12 protein-coding genes are annotated in these 18,709 nt (G+C 64.4%); 3 read left to right on the forward strand and 9 right to left on the reverse strand.

Annotation, left to right across the window (positions count from 1 at the left end; translation table 11 throughout):
* Nucleotides 1-3 precede the first annotated feature (3 nt).
* Genes B5X69_RS08025 through gdhA form a run of 4 tightly spaced genes read right to left on the reverse strand, consistent with a single transcriptional unit; the run spans nucleotide 4 to nucleotide 6,760 of the window.
* Nucleotides 4-1,920 (reverse strand): hypothetical protein, encoded by a 1,917-nt coding sequence (locus B5X69_RS08025; protein ID WP_176141547.1) that lies wholly within the window; start codon nucleotides 1,918-1,920, stop codon nucleotides 4-6.
* 3 nt (nucleotides 1,921-1,923) lie between these two features.
* A complete protein-coding gene (locus tag B5X69_RS08030) occupies nucleotides 1,924-3,906 on the reverse strand; it encodes a heme-binding protein (protein WP_079638318.1) in 1,983 nt (660 codons plus the stop codon).
* Nucleotides 3,907-3,911: 5 nt separating this feature from the next.
* Entirely contained in the window at nucleotides 3,912-5,351 is a 1,440-nt protein-coding gene (locus B5X69_RS08035; protein ID WP_079638200.1) for a multiheme c-type cytochrome, read from the reverse strand.
* 53 nt (nucleotides 5,352-5,404) lie between these two features.
* A complete protein-coding gene (gene gdhA, locus B5X69_RS08040; protein ID WP_079638201.1) occupies nucleotides 5,405-6,760 on the reverse strand; it encodes an NADP-specific glutamate dehydrogenase in 1,356 nt (451 codons plus the stop codon).
* A gap of 170 nt (nucleotides 6,761-6,930) precedes the next feature.
* Between gdhA and B5X69_RS08045 the strand changes: the two genes are divergently transcribed.
* Complete coding sequence (locus B5X69_RS08045; RefSeq protein ID WP_079638202.1) at nucleotides 6,931-7,854, forward strand: tetratricopeptide repeat protein; 924 nt, start codon at nucleotides 6,931-6,933, stop codon at nucleotides 7,852-7,854.
* A gap of 29 nt (nucleotides 7,855-7,883) precedes the next feature.
* Here the strand turns inward: B5X69_RS08045 and B5X69_RS08050 are convergent, their stop codons facing one another.
* From B5X69_RS08050 to ku, 3 genes are all read right to left on the reverse strand, one after another.
* Complete coding sequence (locus tag B5X69_RS08050) at nucleotides 7,884-10,904, reverse strand: TonB-dependent receptor (protein WP_079638203.1); 3,021 nt, start codon at nucleotides 10,902-10,904, stop codon at nucleotides 7,884-7,886.
* A 227-nt stretch (nucleotides 10,905-11,131) separates the two neighbouring features.
* Complete coding sequence (ligD, locus tag B5X69_RS08055; protein WP_079638204.1) at nucleotides 11,132-13,645, reverse strand: DNA ligase D; 2,514 nt, start codon at nucleotides 13,643-13,645, stop codon at nucleotides 11,132-11,134.
* Nucleotide 13,646: 1 nt separating this feature from the next.
* A complete protein-coding gene (ku, locus tag B5X69_RS08060) occupies nucleotides 13,647-14,522 on the reverse strand; it encodes a non-homologous end joining protein Ku (protein WP_079638319.1) in 876 nt (291 codons plus the stop codon).
* Nucleotides 14,523-14,610: 88 nt separating this feature from the next.
* On the opposite strand from ku, the gene B5X69_RS08065 reads away from it, so the two are divergent.
* Complete coding sequence (locus B5X69_RS08065; RefSeq protein ID WP_079638205.1) at nucleotides 14,611-15,102, forward strand: hemerythrin domain-containing protein; 492 nt, start codon at nucleotides 14,611-14,613, stop codon at nucleotides 15,100-15,102.
* A 98-nt stretch (nucleotides 15,103-15,200) separates the two neighbouring features.
* Nucleotides 15,201-15,464, forward strand: coding sequence for a DUF3297 family protein (locus B5X69_RS08070; RefSeq protein WP_053555205.1), 264 nt, complete (start codon nucleotides 15,201-15,203; stop codon nucleotides 15,462-15,464).
* 48 nt (nucleotides 15,465-15,512) lie between these two features.
* On the opposite strand, the gene B5X69_RS08075 is transcribed toward B5X69_RS08070, so the two are convergent.
* Both B5X69_RS08075 and B5X69_RS08080 read right to left on the reverse strand, forming a co-directional pair.
* Nucleotides 15,513-16,088: a CHAP domain-containing protein gene (locus B5X69_RS08075; protein WP_079638206.1), complete on the reverse strand. Its 576-nt coding sequence runs from the start codon at nucleotides 16,086-16,088 to the stop codon at nucleotides 15,513-15,515.
* A gap of 177 nt (nucleotides 16,089-16,265) precedes the next feature.
* Entirely contained in the window at nucleotides 16,266-18,620 is a 2,355-nt protein-coding gene (locus tag B5X69_RS08080) for a putative bifunctional diguanylate cyclase/phosphodiesterase (protein ID WP_079638320.1), read from the reverse strand.
* Nucleotides 18,621-18,709: the final 89 nt, after the last annotated feature.

Here is an 18,709-nt window from a genome sequence, read left to right on the forward strand (position 1 = left end):
GGCCTAGAAACTCAAAATCATGTTGGCGAGGATCGACACATAAATGTCGTCCCGCTGCTTGTTATCGAACAGATCCTTGAACCCCGCGCCGGGGACCAGAACCGCCGCGCTCAGCCGTCCGACGATGTTCTGCGTGGCCTTGGGCCGCCAGATGCCGGCGAGCGAAAGATCCCAGCCGATATCCTTGGGGATCGAGCCCTCGCTGCGCAGCACCTGGAGGCTCGATGTATTTTCGAACCAGAGATGGTTGAGGTTGGCGCTGACGCGCACTTGCGGCGAAAGGTCGAAATCGCCGCCCGCGCCGACCAGGATCGTGCCCGGATTGTTGAAGTTCGACTGGCCCTCTTCTTTCGAGGAGCGCAGCGAGTTCAATAGGCCGTTGCGGCCGCTGATCGAAATGACGCGCCCGCCGCCTGCAAAAGGGATGGTCTGGCGGATCCAGTAGCTGGTGTCGGCGCCCGCGAAGATCGGATTTTCGAAGATCGCGTCGAACCCGCCCTCGGTGCGATTATAAGGATCGCCATCTCCGCTTGCGTAAAGCCCCGACAGGCGAAAGCGCATCCAGTCCTGGTCGTAGCTGAGCTCGGCTGCCGCGAATCCGGCGCGAATCTTCGCAGGCTCGCTCGTGAAGAAACTGTTCCGGTCCTTTCCGAGCGCAGCATAAAGGCTCGTGGTCAGGTTGAGCCGGCCGATCCGGCCGTCGGCGCTGTAGCCAAGATAGACGACATCATAGTCGCGCCCGCGCAGATCGCCGAGAAGCGCCGGGCGCACGGGAAAGCCGTTGTGGTCGATCTGGACGTCGTTCTTTTCGCGGTTGATGTTCCAAGTGGCGCTGAGCTGGCTGGTGAGGCCGACGAAAGGGAAGTCCTGCCGATAGACATTGGCGGTCAGGATGAAATCGTCGCGCGGCGTCTGGGCGATATCGTTGAGGCCGCTGTTGGTGTCCTTTTCGAGCCGCCAGAAGGCCGCCAGATTATACTGGAAGCGATTGTTGTCGCGATTGCCGAAATAGCGAATTCCGAGCTGGCTGTCGTTGAACAGGAACCCGCGGAAATCGCTCTGAAAGGGCTGGATGCCGACGCGGATCGAGTGAAAGTCGTAGCGGTCGCTGTCATTGCCCAGATGCTTGTCGATAAAGGCTTCCTGCACCCCGACGAAATGGTCGAAGCGATGGCTCTTCTTCGACGGGCGCACGTCGACCACGCGCCTTTCGGGCACGTCGACATAGTTGATATTATAGGCAAGCGTCAGGCGATATTCGACGTCGGGAGGCTTGAAGGCGGTCGAGCCCTTGATCAGCGCAAAGCCGCCGATGAACGTCTGCGCCGCAACGAAGCTGCGATTCTTGCCGAACACGTCGAGGCTGCCGGGGCGCGCCGTCGTCTGGACGCCGTTGGGGATCGGAAAGGTCCGCGGCTCGAACACGCTGTCCGATATGAGATTGGCAACGAAGAACCAGTCGTCGCCCTTGATCGGGAGCCACCTCACCTTGCTGCGGTCGATCGGCCGATCGCCCTTCAATGTGTTCTGGTGATAAGGGTCGAACCAGCGCTCCTTGACCACGCCCAGCGTCTCGATCAGTCGCCAGCGGTCAGGGATGGGGAGCTGGTCCTCGATTCCGGGAAAGGTCTCGGGCGGGGGCGGGCGAAGCGCCCCTTCGTTGTCCTGGGTCAGCCGGTCGGGAAGAATGGGGTTATAGCCCGGCCGGCGGCGACCATCGAGGATCTGGCCGACGAGGTCATCGCCGACCGCCTCCTGCCAGTCGGCCGGCGGTGGCGGCGGCGCCAGTTCGTCGAGCGAAGGCTCGCCAGCCGCCGGCTGCTCGGCAGCGGGAAGCGGCGCGGGCGCGGGCACCTCGCCCGGAGCACCCTGCGCCGCAAGGCTTGCGATCAGTGGCCAAAGGCTGCTTCCCCCCGTCATCGCCTAGAGCCCATCGCAGACATTTTGCTGCGCCGTGTCGAGGAAAGGCGCGAACGGACAGCTGATGTAACGCAGCCGGACCGTCGCCCCATCCTGGAGCCTGACGACGATGCGGTCGGCGCGCAGTTCTCCCGGCGCGTTGCCGATGCCGCCCGTCCTTGCCCCGCCGTTGTGGGCGCCAAGGAAGCTGATCATATCGTCCTGGTCGATACCGTCGCCCGAGACGCCAATGCCCCCGACGAGGCGGTTGCCGCGATAGATGGGAACCGATCCGGGGAAGATCTGAATGCCGTTCTGCAACCGGTTGTGCCCCGGTGCGACGTCGGGAAGCGTCGTGCAGCGCTGCGGCGTGTCCGTCGCGCTGGCGCCCGACACATAAGCGAGATGCTGGCCGAGATTGCCGATGATCAGCGCCGACTGCAGCCCGGTCGAGAAGGGGTTGAACTGCGCAATCGGGCGCGACAGGGGGCCGTGCGGGCGCCCGACTTCGCCATCGGGAAAATAGGGGCGCGACAAATTGCCGCCCGAGCGGTCGGCGAAGGCAACCTTGCCCGTCAGCGCCGATGGATCATTGAGGAAGCTGCGCAGCGCGGGGACGAACTGGCGTACATCGGCGCTGGCGTTCGCCGACAGCTCAGCGCCTGCCTGTGCGGCCGAGAAGAAAGTCGCGGTCCGCGCCTTTTGCAGGCTGACGTCGGCGCCGAATATCGGCGCATCGGGCGACCGCACGATGCCGAGAATCTCGCCGTGGGTGTCGACGATGCTGATCGTGACCTGCGCGCGGCTGTCGAGCGGGCGGCGGATCTGCGCGCGGGCGCGGCTCATCACGCCGAAGGCTTCCTCGAGGAGTGCCCGCACCTCGGCGGCGGTCAGCGGCGCGCTGTTCGACGCGCCGTCGGTACCGCTGCGGATCGGAAAGCGGTTTGCGCCGCTGCCATTGGTCAGGACAAACGCGTCGCGGTTCGAAAATTCGCTTGGCATCGAGGGGCGGACGCCCGACGCCTCGCTTCCATAGGCGGTCCCCGCGATCACCGCGGCGTTGGCATAGCCGGTGACGGCGATCAGGCTTCCCGCGCTGCCGTTGAGGCTCGCAAAGCTCGCGCCGCCGCCCGTCATCAGCCCTGCATAAGTCGCATCCGAAAAGCGCAGGCTCGTCCCGTCGACGGTAATCTTGTCGGCCGTAATGCTCGCCGGCGCCTCGAAGCCGCGCGTGCCCGCAAGCGCGATAAGCTCCTCGGCGTCATTGTCGATGTCGAGGATATTGGGATCGCTCCCGTAATCGCCGTCGCCCATCACGCCAATGCCGCCGACAAGCACGCCATTCTTGTAGAGCGGCAGTCCCCCGGGGTCCGCGGCGAGACCGAGCGGCGAGCGCTTCGGGCCGATCAGCGCCGCAGCGCCCGCGGCGCCGAAGCGCGATGCGAAGTCGCTGCACGGAAGCTGACTGAACTGCACACCGAACAGGGGCCCGCTTTCAAGGCCGACCGTCGTCGGCGCAGGCGGGAAATGCTCCTGAACGATCTGGCTCGCGGTCCGCGTCGAAAAGGCGTTGCCGCCGCTCGACAGATAGGCTCCCGTTATTGCTTTCGCGATCGCACCCGCCTCGGCAGGGAAAGTCACATTCTGCGCGTCGATGCTCGCGCCATTCGGCGCCGCCGAGGTCGTTGCGGTCGCGCGCGCGCCGTTCATGCGGAAGACGGCAAGGACATTCCCCACGCGGTCGGTGACCGCGATCATCGAGGGAAGGCTGCGCGCCTGTGCTTCGGCAATGGCATTTGCGAGAATCTGCTGCACCTCGGCGACGCTCAGCGATGCGGCAGCAGGCGGCGTATAAAGTCCGCCGGTCGGCGCCGGGGTGGGCGTCGGCGCGGGGCTCGGCGTCGGGGTGCCGCCGCTGCCGCCGCCGCCGCCGCCGCACGAGGCGAGGAGAAGCGCACCAAGCGCGGCAAAAGCGGTCGAGCGAAAGAGGGAAGAGCGCGTCTGCATGAGCGTCACCGCAGGGCCTGGATCGCGCGCACCGCGCGGCCGAGTGCGGCCTGGAAATCATTGGGTTTGTAGGCGTTGGGGTCCTTGACCGCCGCATAGGCGCGGTCGAGATCGGCCCGGATTCCCGCCGCAGCGCCCACCGTCACGCGTCCCGACGACACCATCGACCCAAGCAAGGTGTCGACCCCCATCACCGCCTGCGATGATCCTGCATAGTCGGTGAAGCGGTCGCTTATCGTCTTTGCCGCGATCGCATCGACGAGCGCGAAGGCGTCGGTGCCCGAAAAGCTGCGCGACGCGAAGGCTGCTTTGAGCGCTGCGACCGTCTGGGCAAGCTCGCCGGCCGCAGCGAGGGCGCTCGGCCGGTCGGTGGCAAGCGCGCGGTGGAAGGCGGCGCTGCGCGCGCTGAGCTGCTCGGCAAGTCCGGGCGCAGCGAGGCGCGCTGCCGCCGACAACATGATCAGATTCTCGTCATTATAGGGCGGCATGCCCTCGGGAAGGCCGGGGCGTCCCGGGTTGGCGAGGCTCGTCTTCACGGGCTTTGCCTGGTCGTAGATGCGGCGGTGGCAGCTATGGCAGTCGAGAAAATAGAATTCGGGGAAGACCCCCTCGGTCCCGCGCTTCGACTGGAAGAGCGTGAGGCTGCGCTCAAGCGCGGTCGCCTGTCCCACCGCCCACATCTGGACATGGTCCGTGCGCCTGCCGGCTGCGCCGAATTTGCGCCAGCCATAATCGCTATCTTCATCATGGTGCGCCTGAAGCGCCGAGAAGAGATCGAGCTCGAACGAAATGCGCGGATGCCCCGCCGCCATGATACGGTGGGTGACGAACTGTCCCTCGCCCGCCGATCCGAAATGGCAGTCGACGCAGACGCCCGCGCGGACCACGGGGTCCTCGAGCTTGCGCAGGCCTGCACGAAGGTTCGCAAGATGCTTTTCGCGCATTTCCGCACCGGGATCGGGGTTGGGGCCCACCCCGGCGTAATGCGTGGCGATCCAGCCGCCGGCGGGGCCATGACACGTCTCGCAGCTCACCCCGTCGGCGAGCGGCGCGCTGCCGCGGCTTGCCGTGGCATCGCTGTGGCAGCCAAGGCACATCGCGGCGCGGCTCGGGTCGCCGATACCGAGATTGCGCGCGATGAACTGGCTGCGGCTGTTCGAGAGGACGGCCCAGGCGCGGCTGTGCGCGCCCCCGGGGGTCGAGGGCTCCTGCCATTTCATGAGCTCGTCCTGGCGCACGACGGTGCCGTCGCCCTCCATCCGGCCGTGACAGGTGGAGCCGGCGCACGAGGCAACGCCGAGGAACCGCCCGCCGCTCTCGCCCTGCGAGCGCGCCGGCGGCGCTGCGATAAGAGCTGCGAGCGCGAGGCCCGCGAGCATCAGCGCAAAGCCCGCCAATGCCGCCCAAGGCCGATCGCCGCGCCCCTGTCCAGCGTGCGTCGTCATCCGCAACCGTCCCCTTTTTTCCTCGCCCGGGGCTTTTGCCCTCAAGCGGCCTCTTACACCACCCCGAACGCCAGCATCGCGTCGGCCACTTTCTTGAAGCCCGCGATATTGGCACCCTTCACATAATCGACATAACCCTTGCCCTGATCGCCATAGGTCAGGCAGCGCGAATGTATGCCGGCCATGATGTCTTTCAGCATCTGTTGCAGCTCGTCTTCGCTCCAGCTGCGCCGCGCGCTGTTCTGGCTCATTTCAAGACCCGACACCGCAACGCCCCCCGCATTCGCCGCCTTGCCCGGCGCGTACATGAGCTTCGCATCGCGGAAAATGTGAGCGCCTGCAAGGTCGGTTGGCATGTTGGCGCCCTCGCTGACTGCGATACAGCCGTTCTGGACGAGCGTTTTGGCATCCTCGCCATTGAGCTCGTTCTGCGTCGCGCAGGGCAGGGCAACGTCGCAGGGCACGCCCCACGGCGTCTTTCCGGGCACGAAAGTCGCCGATTTGAACTCGCTGACATAATCCTCGATCCGGCCGCGACGGTGGGTCTTGTGCGCCTTCACCCAGTCGATCTTCTCCTGCGTGATGCCATCGGGATCATGAATGAAGCCGCCCGAATCGGAAAGGGTGAGCACCTTGCCGCCCAATTGGACGACCTTCTCGGCCGCGTGCGTTGCAACATTGCCCGAACCTGAAATGACGGCATTCTTGCCAACGAGGTCCTGGTCTTTGGCCGCCAGCATGTCGGCAAGGAAATAAACCGCACCATAGCCCGTCGCCTCGGTCCGGATCAGCGAACCGCCCCATTCGAGGCCCTTGCCGGTGAGTACCCCGGTAAATTCGTTGGTGATCCGCTTATACTGGCCGAACATGAAGCCGATCTCGCGTCCCCCGACGCCGATATCCCCCGCGGGCACGTCGATGTCGGCGCCGATGTGGCGATAAAGCTCGGTCATGAAGCTCTGGCAGAAGCGCATGATCTCGCGAACGCTCTTGCCCTTGGGGTTGAAGTTCGACCCGCCCTTGCCGCCGCCCATGGGGAGGCCAGTCAGCGCATTCTTGAAGGTCTGCTCGAACGCGAGGAACTTGAGCACGCTCTCCGTGACGCTCGGGTGGAAGCGGATGCCCCCCTTATAGGGACCGATCGCATTGTTATTCTGGACGCGCCAGCCACGCTGGACGCGGATATGGCCATTGTCATCTTCCCAGCAGACGCGAAACGACACGACCCGGTCGGGTTCGGCGATGCGGCGCAATATCTGCTGCGAATGATATTCTTCCTTGTCGGCGATGAAGTCGAAAATATCCTCGGCGACTTCCTGCACCGCCTGGACGAACTCGTTCTGCCCCGGATTGCGCTTCTTCACGCCCTCCATGAACGTCGGAAAATCGACGTGATCCGAAACTGCCATGCACCCCTCTCCCTTCTTGTTCAAACCGGGAAAATTGGTGCGACCCCATTGTTTTACGAAATTGTCGTTGACCGACCTTGCCCGATAAAGGCTACACCATCAGCGCGCAATGACAAGAGCCAGCAACGCTGCCGGCAGCTTTTCCATTCGCGATGCGGAAAGGGGCAAAAATGAGTGAGACCAAGGGGCTGTCGGGTACCAACCGCGCGATATTGATCGCCGCCTTCGTGCTGCTCGCCGCGGCGGTCGGCTATGCGATGTGGCGCGATGCAGACGCGCCGCCGCCCCGTGCCGAGGCTGGCGCCGAGGCGCCTGCCGATACAATCGGCGCGCTGGAGGATCGCACCCGGCGCGAGCCCCAGAGCACCGAGGCGTGGACGATGCTGGGCGCCGCGCGCTTCGATATGGGCGATTTTGCAGGCGCGGTCGCGGCCTATGAAAAGGCGGTGGCGCTCGCCCCTGAAAGGGCCCCCATCTGGTCGGCGCTCGGCGAGGCGCGGGTGATGGCGAGCGAGCGCGACCCCTTGCCGGCCGCGGCGCGTGAGGCGTTCGACAAGGCGATCGCGCTCGATGCAAAGGATCCGCGCGCGCGCTATTTCATGGCGGTGAAGAAGGATATTGGGGGCGATCACAAGGGCGCAATCGACGACTGGTTTGCGCTGCTCGCCGACACGCCGCAAGGCGCGCCGTGGGAGGCAGATCTTCGCCGCACAATCGAGCAGGTCGGCGCCATCCACAAGATCGAGGTCGCAGACCGGCTCGCACGGACGCAGGCGCGGCCCTTGACGCCCGACGAGCTTCCCGTCGCCGCGCGCGCGATCCCCGGCCCGAGCCGCGCCGAAATGGAGGCCGCCGCGCAGCTTCCCAAGGGCCAGCAGGATGCGATGATCGCGGGCATGGTCGACGGGCTCGAGGCGAAGCTGAAGGCGAGCCCTGGCGATGTCGACCGCTGGATCATGCTGATGCGCAGCCGCATGACGCTGGGCGAGACCGGAAAGGCTGCGCAGGCGCTCAAGGACGCGATCGCCGCCAATCCGGACGCGGCCGCGCGGCTGAAGGCGCAGGCGGGACTGCTCGGGGTGCCGGGGGCGTAGGCGCTACGTCCGCGCGCCCCCCGCGTCCCCTAGAATTTGACGCTCACCCCTGCCGTGATGCGCCGGTCGGTGAGGCCCTGGAAGCAGAGCAGCGCCTTGTTGTTCACGCAATATTGGTTCTGATCGCCGCGCAAGAGGTTGATCCCCTCGACCCCGACATTGATGTGGCCGTTGATGTCGTAGTTGATGCTGGCGTTAAGCTGGCCGCGGGCGCCATTGATCAGCGGCAGGCCGAAGAAGAAGGGGTCGGTCGATACATAGCTGGATCGCCACGTATAGCGCAGCCGCGCGTTGAGCCCGTATTTATCGTAGAAGAGCGTCGCGTTATACGCATATTTCGACAGGTTCGCGAGGCTGATCAGGTCCTGCGCGCCGGGGTGTCCGAGCTGGGTAAAGACGGTGCGCGGGCCGTCCGCCTCGCGATACTCGCGCGCCGAGCCGCCGGTCTTCTGGTAGGTGAAGTTGCCGATGAGCCCGAAGCCCGAGGCGAAGCCCAGCACATCCTCCCACGCCGACAAGTCATGCTGAAAGGCGATTTCGATGCCGGTCTGCGTCGTGGTGCCGGGAACATTGAAGGTCGAGCTGCGCGGGACGCAGATGCCGACACCCTGAACGGGATTGTTGATGTTGCGGTTGGCGATCGGATTGTAGATGCCGCCGCCGGGGCAGGAGGGATCGATCGAGATGTTGAGATTGCCATCGGCGTCGAGATTGGGAGCCGGGTCCTCCTGCCGCTGCGCGAACAAATTGGTGCGGCTCTTGTGAAAGAGGCCGACGCTGATCAGACTTGATGGCGCGAAATAATATTCTCCCGAAAGGTCGAACGACCACACCGCTTCGGGGACGAGGTCCGGATTGCCGACCGCAACCGGCGTGTTGGGGCCAGTGCTGAACGAATAGGAGGTCGACAGCGTGTCGAAATTCGGGCGGCGGATGTCGCGCGAAATGCCGGCGCGCACGAGGAACGTGTCAGCGGGCTCGAGGACGAGGCTGAGCCGCGGGAGCAGGAAGCTGTAATGGCTCTTCGCGACGATTTGCCCGGTGACCTCGCCATTGGCGATATTGTTGCCGATCGATGCGAGGCTGGTGCGCAACCACCGGACGCCGACATTGCCGCGCAGCGGCATGCCCGCGATGTCGCCTTCCATATTGGCCTGGAAATAGGCAGCGTTCGTTGTTTCCTTGATCTTGAAGAAGCCGGAAAAGGATTCGGTCGGCGTTTCGAGCGTTGCGACCGGTGGACCCTGGGTGGCCGCGGCATTGCCCGCGGCGATCGCTTCGTTGAGCGCGTCGAGCACGCGCGCTGGATCGCGGAATGCGAGCCCGCCATCGATGAGGAGAAAGTCGCCGAAATATAGATCGCGTCCGTCGGCCGCGTTGAAATTGCTCGGGCCCGGAATGAGGATGTCCGAGAATAGATCGCCCGATGGGCGGTTCCACGCATTGGTGGTGTGGGTCAGGCTGACGTTGCGGGAGAATTCATTATTCTCGGCCGACGTCCGGTTCCAGCGATAGCCGACGTCGACCGAGGTCACGAACGGGTTGAGGTCGCTCGTGTCATAGTGGAAGTCGAGCCGGCCGGCGCGCTCCTGATTGTCGGTCGTGTTCGCCCCCTGCGCCACCTGCTGCAGCCGGTAATTGGCGGGGTCGAGCAATTGCGCGGTCGTCGGCGCGAAGGGGCTCGAGTGGTCGATGCCGAATTGCAGCGTGCCACCCCGCAGATCGAACGCCAGCGGCACGCCATTGTCGAGGCTTCGCCCGATGACGGGCTGGGGGCCGTTCGGGTTGATGAAGTCGAGCGTGGTCGAGAAGTTCGGGAACCTGGATTTCGACGTCGACAGCGACACCTCGGCGCGCACGCTGAGCTTGTCGCTCGCGTCCCACCGGGTGCCGAAATCGAACACGCGGCTCTTTGTCACACGCGCCCCTGTGTCGCTCGACATGCGCATATTGGGATCGATCAAGGTGCCGGTCGAGCCCCCGATGCCGATCGTGCCCGCGACCGCAGCTTCGACCGAACCGAGATTGACCGGGCCGTCCGGGCCGTCGAGGCTGCCGAAGTCGACCGTCTCGAACGCGGTGTTGTTCATCGCATCGACGACCGAGGGGGTCGCGGTGCCCGAAATCTGGACCCGGTGGCTTTCCTGCGCGCGCCGCTGGTTGTTGAGCGTCGCGTCGAAATAGAGCTTAAGATTGTCGGCCGGCTTCCACTCGATTGCGGCGGTGCCGTTGTAGGTTTCATATTCGTAATTCTCGAGCCCCTGCTGAAGGAACTGGATGCGCAGGAAAGGAAAGGCCTCCGCGCTCGGCCCCGATCCCGGGAGAACGACGGCGTCGCGGTCGACGCGCGGCTTGAAGGCGGCGACGTCCTGGCGCGCGTAGCTACCGCTCAGGACAAGGCCGATCTCGCCGATCCCCGTGTCCCAATTGTTGCCGACGGTGGCGGAGAGCCGCGGCAGGGTGGATTTTGCAAGGTCGCTATTCTCCATCTGCGCGCGCGCCGCGATCAGCGGCCCCTGCAGGTCGAGCGGGCGGATCGTGCGAAGGTTGATCGTGCCGCCGACCGATCCTTCGATTGTCTGCGCCGCCGGCACCTTGACCACCTCGACCGACGCGATCAGCGACGCTGGCAGATCCTCGAAGCTGATCCCCGACCGCCCCGCGCCCGACCCCACGGTCGAGACGCCATTGATCTCGACGCGGTTGGCATCGGTGCCGCGGATCTGCACCGCATTGCCGACGCCCGCCTGCCGGGTGATCTGGACCCCCGTGACATTTTCGAGCACTTCGGCGAGATTCTGGTCGGGCAGCTTGCCGATATCCTCAGCCTGGATAACCTCGACCAGATTATTTGCGTCGCGCTTTTCGGCCAGGGCGTTTTGAAGCGAGCTGCGGATGCCGGTGACGACGATCGCGTCGCCTTCGCTTTCGTCGGCCGCGGCCTCCTGCGCCTTGAGCGGCGCGGCCATCATGACCAGTGCCGTGCTCGCGAGCAGTCCTCCAAGCACATGCGAACGCGCTGCGGTTACCCCTGTCCCCACCCGTTTCATCGACTCGCTCCCTCCCAGTTCTGCTTATGGTGGGGGACGCTGAATTGGTCTGCATTAAATGTCAACCAATGATTCAGACCAAGAACGCAGATAGTCGGCGATAAGTGGTAGGACAAAGCATCATACCAATTTGCGCGCGGGGGGAGCGGGTAGCCTTCACAAAAATCATCCTTCCCCAGAGCAAGCTCAAAGGGGGAAGGCGCCGGGGAAGGGGAACGAAGGGGCCGTCAGAAATCGGGCAGCACCTGCTTGGCAAAGCCCCAGCCCTTGAGCTCGGCGCTCGCGGCGCGGGTGAGAAGTTCCTCAGCGTCGCCGATGGTCCAGCGGCCCGGGCTTGCGATGTCGGCAAGCGCATCCCACCCGATCGGGGCGGCGACGGGCGCGCCCTCGCGTGCACGCGCCGAATAGGGCATGATCGCGGTGCTGCCGCGCTGGTTGCGCAGATAATCGATGAAGATCTTTCCCTTGCGCTTTGCCTTGCTCATCGTGGCGACATAGCGATCGGGCTCGGCGAGGCTCAGCGCTTCGGCGAAACGCTTCGAGAAGTCCTTGTGCTTCTCCCAGCTATGCCCGGGCTCGAGCGGCACCACGACGTGGATGCCCTTTCCGCCGGAGAGCATGGCGAAGCTGACAAGACCGATGTCTGCGAGCTGGCGGCGAAGGTCGGCCGCGGCCTTCTTCACATTGGCAAAGTCGAGCCCCTCGTCGGGGTCGAGGTCAAAGACCATGCGATCGGGTGCCTCGAGCGTGTCGACATGGCTGTCCCAGCCATGAAACTCGATCGTTCCCATCTGGACGCAGGCGAGGATACCTTCTGCATCCTCGACGTAAAGATAATCCTCGTGCCCGCCATCCTTCTCGCGGATCGGAACATGATGGACATGGTCGCCGAAGCTTCCCGCGTCATGCTTCTGGAAGAAGCATTTTTTTGCCCGTCCCTGCGGACAGCGCACGAGACTGACGGGGCGCCGTGCCATGTGCGGCAGCATGACGGGCGCGACGGCTGCATAATAGTCGGCGAGATCTCCCTTTGTCGCCTTGGCCTCGGGAAAGATCACACGCTCGCGGTTGCTGATCACGATTTCGCTTTCGGGCGCGGGAGCTGCCTGCGGTGTCTCGGGGGTCACGTCCTTTGCCTCCTTGTCGTGGCGCAAGCCCAGAAAACTTGCGTGGCGCACCGAACCGCTTGCGGTGAATTCGGCAAAGGCGATTTCGGCGACGAGGTCGGGCTTCAGCCATCGAACATGGCGCGCTGCAGCCTTGTCAACGGCGAGCGGCGCGCTCTTGCGTTCGCGCCGTGCAAACTGCTTCGCAAGCTCGGCCATGGCCTTGGTGTCGAAGCCCGTGCCGACATTGCCCTTGTAGACAAGTTCGTCACCCTCACGCTGCGCGAGCAGCAGCGAGGAGAAGGGGCGCTGCTTCGTCGACGAGGGCTTCCAGCCTACGATGATGAATTCCTGCCGCCTGGTGCATTTCACCTTGACCCAGTTTTTCGTGCGGCGGCCGGAATAGGCAGCGTCTGCGCGCTTTGAGATAATGCCTTCCTGTCCTGCCCGGCACATCGCGCGGTAGAGGGTTTCGCCTGCCCCGATCATATGGTCCGCGACCGCGATCGGGGGGCTCGCATCGCGCAGCAGCGCCTCAAGCCGTTCCTTGCGTTCCAGATTGCCAAGGTTCGCAAGCGACCTTCCGCCTTCTTCGAGCAGATCGAATGCGAAGAAGCGAAGCTCCGTCTGCTCGTCCTGCGCGCCGTGACCACGCTTCAGCACGGCCTGAAGCGACGAGAAGTCGGGGTTGCCATCCTTGCCATAGGCGACGATCTCGCCGTCGATCAGGCACGGCGGCAGGTCGAGCGCGGCAAGATGGCGCACGAGGGGCGCGAATTTGTCGGTCCAGTCGAGCCCGTTTCGCGTGTAGACGTGCACTTCGCGGCCCGCCGCTGCGATCTCGGCTCTATAGCCATCGAATTTGATCTCGTGCATCCAGCCGTTTCCCGCCGGCACCGCATCGACCAGCGTTGCAAGCTGCAGCGGACGAAATTTGGGGGGCTTGGCGGGCCTTGCTTTCGCCTTTGGCCGAGCGACCTTTTTGTTATGCGCCGCGGCCGCCTTCATCTTCTTCGCAAAGGCCGCGCCTTTGGCCCCCTCAAGCGATTGTTCGCCGCCCTCGTCGCTTGCGATCTCGGCCATCGTGCGTCCCGTGAGCACGCTGGTAAGGTGGCGGCCGGTCAGATCGTCGCTTCCGCCGGCTTCGGCATCCTTAACCTTGCGCAGGAGCCAATTCTCACGCTTCTCGCCAGGGCGCGGTTTCATGCGGACGAGCAGCCACTCGCCCTTCATTCGCTCCCCGTCGAGGACGAAGTGCAGGTGGCCCTTTTCGATGTCTTTCGCGCTCTTCCCCTCGACCGGCGCCCAGCTACCACTATCCCACAGCATCACCGTGCCGCCGCCATATTCGCCCTTCGGAATCACGCCCTCGAATTGGGCATAAGCCATCGGATGATCCTCGGTACGCACGGCAAGGCGCTTGTCGTCAGGGTTGGCGCTCGGCCCCCTCGTTACCGCCCAGCTCTTGAGCACGCCGTCGGCTTCGAGGCGAAAGTCATAGTGGAGGCGCGTGGCATCATGCTTCTGGACGATGAAGCGGTGGCCGGCACCTTTTTCGACCTTGCCCGCAGGTTCGGGGGTGAGCGCGAAATCGCGCTTGGCGTTGTAAGAGGCGAGGGGGTCTGCGCGTGCCATCTTACGCCCGCTTTTTTGCGGCCGCCTTCTTGGCGGGAGCCTTCTTTGCCGGTTCCTTCCTGGCGGCCTTGTCGGGCGCGCTCTTCCTGCCCTCGACCGACGCCTTGAGGGCGGCCATCAGATCGATGACATTCGACCCGCGGTCAATCCCCGCCGGTTCCTCGACGTCCTCCAGCACCTTCTTGCCCTTGGCCTTCGCCTTCTTGGCGATCACGCGTTTCAGCGCGTCGACATAATGATTGTGATAATCGGACGCATCGAACTTGCCGCTCTTCTTGTCGATCAGGGTTTCGGCAAGGTCGAGCAGGTCTGCGTCGGGCTTTCCATTGCCGACGTCGCGAAAATAATTGGCAGCCTTGTTCACTTCGTCGGCGTAGCGCAGAACCTCGAGCACCAGTCCGCGCCCGCAGGGACGCAGGCCAACAAGCTGTTCCTGCCCGCGCACCGAGAGCTGGCCGAGCCCCACCTTCTTCGTGCGCCGCAGCGCCTCGCGAAGGACGATATAGGCTTCCTCGGCCAGCTCATCGGCGGGCACCACATAATAGGGTTTTGCATAATAGAGGATGTCGATGTCGCTCGCGTCGACGAATTGGACGAGTTCGAGAGTGCGCTTGCTCTCGAGCTTGACCGCCTCGATCTCCTCATCTTCAAGAAGGACATAATTTCCCTTCGAGGTCTCATAGCCCTTGATGATGTCGTCGGTGTCGATCGCGCCAATTCCGGGCACGATTTTCTCATAGCGGATCGGCTTGCCGCTCGGCTCGTGAATCTGGCGGAAGCTGATGCCCGCGCCCGATTTGGTCGCGGGATAGATTTCGACGGGGATCGACACCAGCGCGAGCCGGATTTGCCCCTTCCAGTAGGCGCGTGCGGCCATCGAGAGTCCTTTCGCTGCTTGCATCTCAAATGATCGGCGCGCCAGCAGGTTCCGATGCCATGCGCTGCGCCGACTTAACGCTCTTTTCATGCAGCTGCGCGAAGATGCGGACCTTCGCATCGCGGGAAAATTTATGTCGTTCGTCCACGAACTGCGCCGATTGCGCGCTGAGCATGCCGATATCTTGCGGCTCGCGCGCGCCCTCCTCGGCTTGCTCGGTGCACCCACCGCGCCGCCATCGGCCGTGATCGAGCCGATCCGCGAACAGCTGCGCGGCACCTTGCGGCGGCATCTGAAATGCGAAGACTGGGCCCTCTATCCGCGGCTACGGGCGACCGGCGAGGCGGCAGCGGCCGATCTTGCACGCGAATTTGCAGGCACAATGGGCCATGTCGCGGATGATTGTGACGATTATGAACGGCGCTGGCCGCCTCCTCGGGTCGCGGCGCAGTGGGACCAGTTTTGCGTAGAAAGCACCGCGATATTGGGAGCGATCACCGCGCGCATCGAACGCGAGGATCGCGAACTGTATCCTGTGCTCGACCAGCTCGCCGGCGCTGCGCTTCCAGCTTCGCGATGAAGAAGCCGTCGCGTGCGCTTCCCGGCGCGGCGCACGGCCCTCTTGATTTGCACTTGCCGCTCGCCTAGCCGCGCCGGGCAAGCCGGAGATTTTTTGAGATGACCGATACCCCGCCCGACCGCCTGTCGACCAATCCCAGGTCGCCCCATTTCGACATGGAGGTGCTCCAGCGCGGCATCGGCATCCGATTCAAGGGCAAGGAACGCACCGACGTCGAGGAATATTCGATCTCGGAAGGATGGATCCGCGTCGCTGCTGGCAAGTCGAAGGATCGCTTTGGTCAGCCGATGACGATCAAGCTTTCGGGCGAGGTCGAGGCCTGGTTCGAGGACGGGGCTGCGGAAAAGGGCGACGAAGGCTGACGCGCTCCCCGTTGCAGGCGGTCGCTTGCAACGCGTCGACTTACGGCATCAGTTGCTGAGCGAGGCTGCGACCAGGTCGAGCCCGTTGCCAGGTTTCCAGTCATTCTTCGCCCACACCGGAGCGTTGAAACTGCCCGGTGCACCCGAAGGGCCGTTGGGATAGATAAAACCCTGTACCGGGTTGGCGCGCAGGCCAAGGTCTCCGATCGGCGCGTACCAGACGCGTACCATGCTCCAGTCGCCCGCATCGCTGACGTCGACGACGCGGACATTGCGCTCGATCTGGCCGCGCCGGCCGTTGATCGGCGACCAGTTTGCATGGCTGATGAGGATTTCGCGGTCGTTCAAAATCGTCTCGACCACCGCGACATGCCCCATGGGCATGCTGCGCGTGCCGGCGAATGCCATGACGGCGCCCTTGCGGGGTTCCTGGCCGCGATCATAATCGCCCGCAGCTTGCGCCCACCAAGTCTTCGCATTGCCGCGAATCTCGACGCCCGATTCGGCGCGGGCGAAGGCAACGCACTGAAGATATTCGCGAGCCGCGCTCGGAACGCTCGTCATCAGACCGGTGAGCAACATCACCGATGCAGCGGCGGCACCGAAAAAGCGGCGAACGATCATGAGATGCGACCCCCCATTGGCTTGTCATCAAGCGTTGAGGCTGATGTGCGCGAAGCGGCCGGACGGGACCAGCATCCAGCGATGAAATGCGATATTGCTGCGGCAAGCTGCGGAACCTTTTGGTAAGGATTTCCGCTCGTCGCGCGGGCCCCGCGGCTCGTCGCTCCCTTTGCGCCTTCAGGCCGCGGCGCTGGAGCGCGGTTCAGGAGCCCTGAAGAGGGTGAGCACCTCGCCCGCGGGCATCGGGCGGCCGTAGTAATAGCCCTGGATATTGCTGCAGCCAAGGCTGCGGATCGTTTCCACCTCGCGCTCGGTCTCGGCGCCTTCTGCCGTGGTTGCCATGCCGAGGCTGTCGGCGAGCGCGACGACGGCGCGGATGATCGCGATCGACTCGGTGTGCCCCTTGGCGGCGCCGACGACGAAGGTCCGATCGACCTTGATCGTCGAAAATTGTGTCTTGCGAAGATAGCCGAGCGATGAATAGCCGGTCCCGAAATCGTCGAGGCTGAGACGGATGCCGAGCGCGATGAGCTGGTCGAGCAATTGGGCCGCGCCCCCGCCGTCGCGCAGGAACACGCTTTCGGTCACCTCGATCTCGAGCCTTTGGGGTGGAAGACCGCTCTGAGCGAGCGCGGAGACGACGAGCGAGGCAAAATTGGGGTCGGTAAGCTGTTCGGCCGAAACGTTGATCGCGACCTTCAGGTTCGAGGGCCAGCGCATCGCCTCGGCGCAGGCATTGCGCAGCACCCATTCGCCGATCGGCGCGATCAGCCGGCTGTCCTCGGCAAGCGGGATGAAGCGGGCAGGCGAGACGTTTCCGAGCGTCTGGTTGTTCCAGCGGATGAGCGCCTCGAACCCGTTGAGCGTGCCATCTTCCGCTGTTACCACGGGCTGATAGTAAAGCTCGAATTCGCGGCGCTCGAGCGCGCCGCGCAATTCCTGCTCCATCACCCGCCGCTCCTCCGCCTGCGCGTGGAGCGAAGCCACATAGGGGGCGACGACATTGCCGCCCTTGTCCTTCGACTTGTACAGCGCAAGGTCGGCGTTGCGGGTGAGCGTTTCGACCGTCGCGCCGTCGTGCGGGCCCATCGCATAACCGATGCTCGCGCCGACGAAGAGTTGATGATTGTCGACGACATAAGGACGGCTCAGAACCGCGATGATCCGATGCGCGATCGCTTCGGCCTCGGCTGCGGAGCTGACGTCGTGGAGCACCACCGCGAACTCGTCTCCGCCGAGCCGGCCGCAGGTCATGTCGCTGCCCATCAGGCTCTTGAGCCGGGTCGCAACCTGCGCGAGCAGCTGGTCGCCGATCGGGTGGCCGAGCGTATCATTGACTGCCTTGAAGCGGTCGAGGTCGATCATCATGAGCGCGCAGCGGGCTTTCATGCCCTGAGCATGCGCGAGCGCGCGACCGAGGTCTTCGTGCAGGCTCAGCCGGTTGGGAAGGCCCGTGAGGTTGTCGAAACGGGCCATGCGGGCGATCTGCTCGGCCGATGCGCGCTGTTCGGTAACGTCGGAACCGACCCCGCGGAAACCGAGAAACTTGCTCTGATCATCGAGCCTCGGCGACGCGGAGAGTTCCCACCAGTGCGGCTTGCCGCCGATCGTCACCGGGACGATCAGGTTGGAAAAGCTTTCGCGTCTTTTCAGGCGTTCGGCCAGATCGTGAAGGCTCTTGGGAAAGTCGCCGGTTTCCCAGGCATCGCCTGCAAGCGCCTGAAGCAGCGGCATGCCTTCGAGGGCATCGGGCGACGCACCGAATGCAAAGGCGAGGCGCGGGGAGACGTGAACGAGGCGCCGGCTGTTATCGGTCTGCCACAGCCAGTCGGCCGATGTTTCCTCGAATTCGCGCAGCAGCAGGCTGACCGTTTCGGTCTTCTCGTGCAGCGTCTCTTCTGCCCGGCGAAAGCGGATGTGGTTTTGCGCGAAGCGGACGCAGAAGCCGCAAAGAAGGAGCCCCGCAACGAGCGCGATCACGGCGAGTTGCGGCGCTCCGGCGAGCACCAGCGCCGCCGCAGCGGACAGGCTGACGGGCAGGATGAAAAGCGCGCATGCGAGCGGAAGGCTGTGCGCGACCATCGCGAGAGTCAGCATCATCAGCAATGCGATCGGCCAGAGCGACAGGACATGTCCGAGCGTTGGCGATACACCCTCGAACCAGAAGGGAGCCGACCAGAGAAGCGCCGAATAGAGGGCGTGGCGGTGACAGAGCCGGAAGATCGAGGCGCTCGAGAGTTTTGGATCTCCGAGCGGCAGAACGGCAAAGGAGCGACTGGACCAGAGGCTGAACAGCAGCGCGGTCGTCAGCCAGCCGCCCGCAAGACCCCAGGGCAGGCGAGTCACCATGGTGAAGGCAGCGACGAGCGCCATGCCGATGCCCATCCACAGCCGCAGCTTCCCCTTGCCGCGGAGCGGAGCGAGCTGAAGCTGGCGCAGGTCACCGCCATCCTCGTTTCTCGGGCTCAGTCCCATCAGGGCGCGGGCGGAAACATCGTCGGCCGGTTTATGGTCGGTTAGCAGGCTCGTCACAAAGCCCGTCATAACGGCGCAGGGTTACCCGATGGTAACCGCGGCCGCGCTCCCCGGGAGCAATCTGTGCCGCTGCGGGACGAAAAGGC

Source organism: Sphingopyxis flava (assembly GCF_900168005.1).
In the GTDB taxonomy this organism is placed as follows: Bacteria; Pseudomonadota; Alphaproteobacteria; order Sphingomonadales; family Sphingomonadaceae; genus Sphingopyxis; species Sphingopyxis flava.

Coding starts and splice junctions, on each gene's coding strand:
- B5X69_RS08025 (WP_176141547.1), bottom strand. CDS start 1,920: ATGACGGGGGGAAGCAGCCTTTGGCCACTGATCGCAAGCCTTGCGGCG.
- B5X69_RS08030 (WP_079638318.1), bottom strand. CDS start 3,906: ATGCAGACGCGCTCTTCCCTCTTTCGCTCGACCGCTTTTGCCGCGCTT.
- B5X69_RS08035 (WP_079638200.1), bottom strand. CDS start 5,351: ATGACGACGCACGCTGGACAGGGGCGCGGCGATCGGCCTTGGGCGGCA.
- gdhA (WP_079638201.1), bottom strand. CDS start 6,760: ATGGCAGTTTCGGATCACGTCGATTTTCCGACGTTCATGGAGGGCGTG.
- B5X69_RS08045 (WP_079638202.1), top strand. CDS start 6,931: ATGAGTGAGACCAAGGGGCTGTCGGGTACCAACCGCGCGATATTGATC.
- B5X69_RS08050 (WP_079638203.1), bottom strand. CDS start 10,904: ATGAAACGGGTGGGGACAGGGGTAACCGCAGCGCGTTCGCATGTGCTT.
- ligD (WP_079638204.1), bottom strand. CDS start 13,645: ATGGCACGCGCAGACCCCCTCGCCTCTTACAACGCCAAGCGCGATTTC.
- ku (WP_079638319.1), bottom strand. CDS start 14,522: ATGGCCGCACGCGCCTACTGGAAGGGGCAAATCCGGCTCGCGCTGGTG.
- B5X69_RS08065 (WP_079638205.1), top strand. CDS start 14,611: ATGCAGCTGCGCGAAGATGCGGACCTTCGCATCGCGGGAAAATTTATG.
- B5X69_RS08070 (WP_053555205.1), top strand. CDS start 15,201: ATGACCGATACCCCGCCCGACCGCCTGTCGACCAATCCCAGGTCGCCC.
- B5X69_RS08075 (WP_079638206.1), bottom strand. CDS start 16,088: ATGATCGTTCGCCGCTTTTTCGGTGCCGCCGCTGCATCGGTGATGTTG.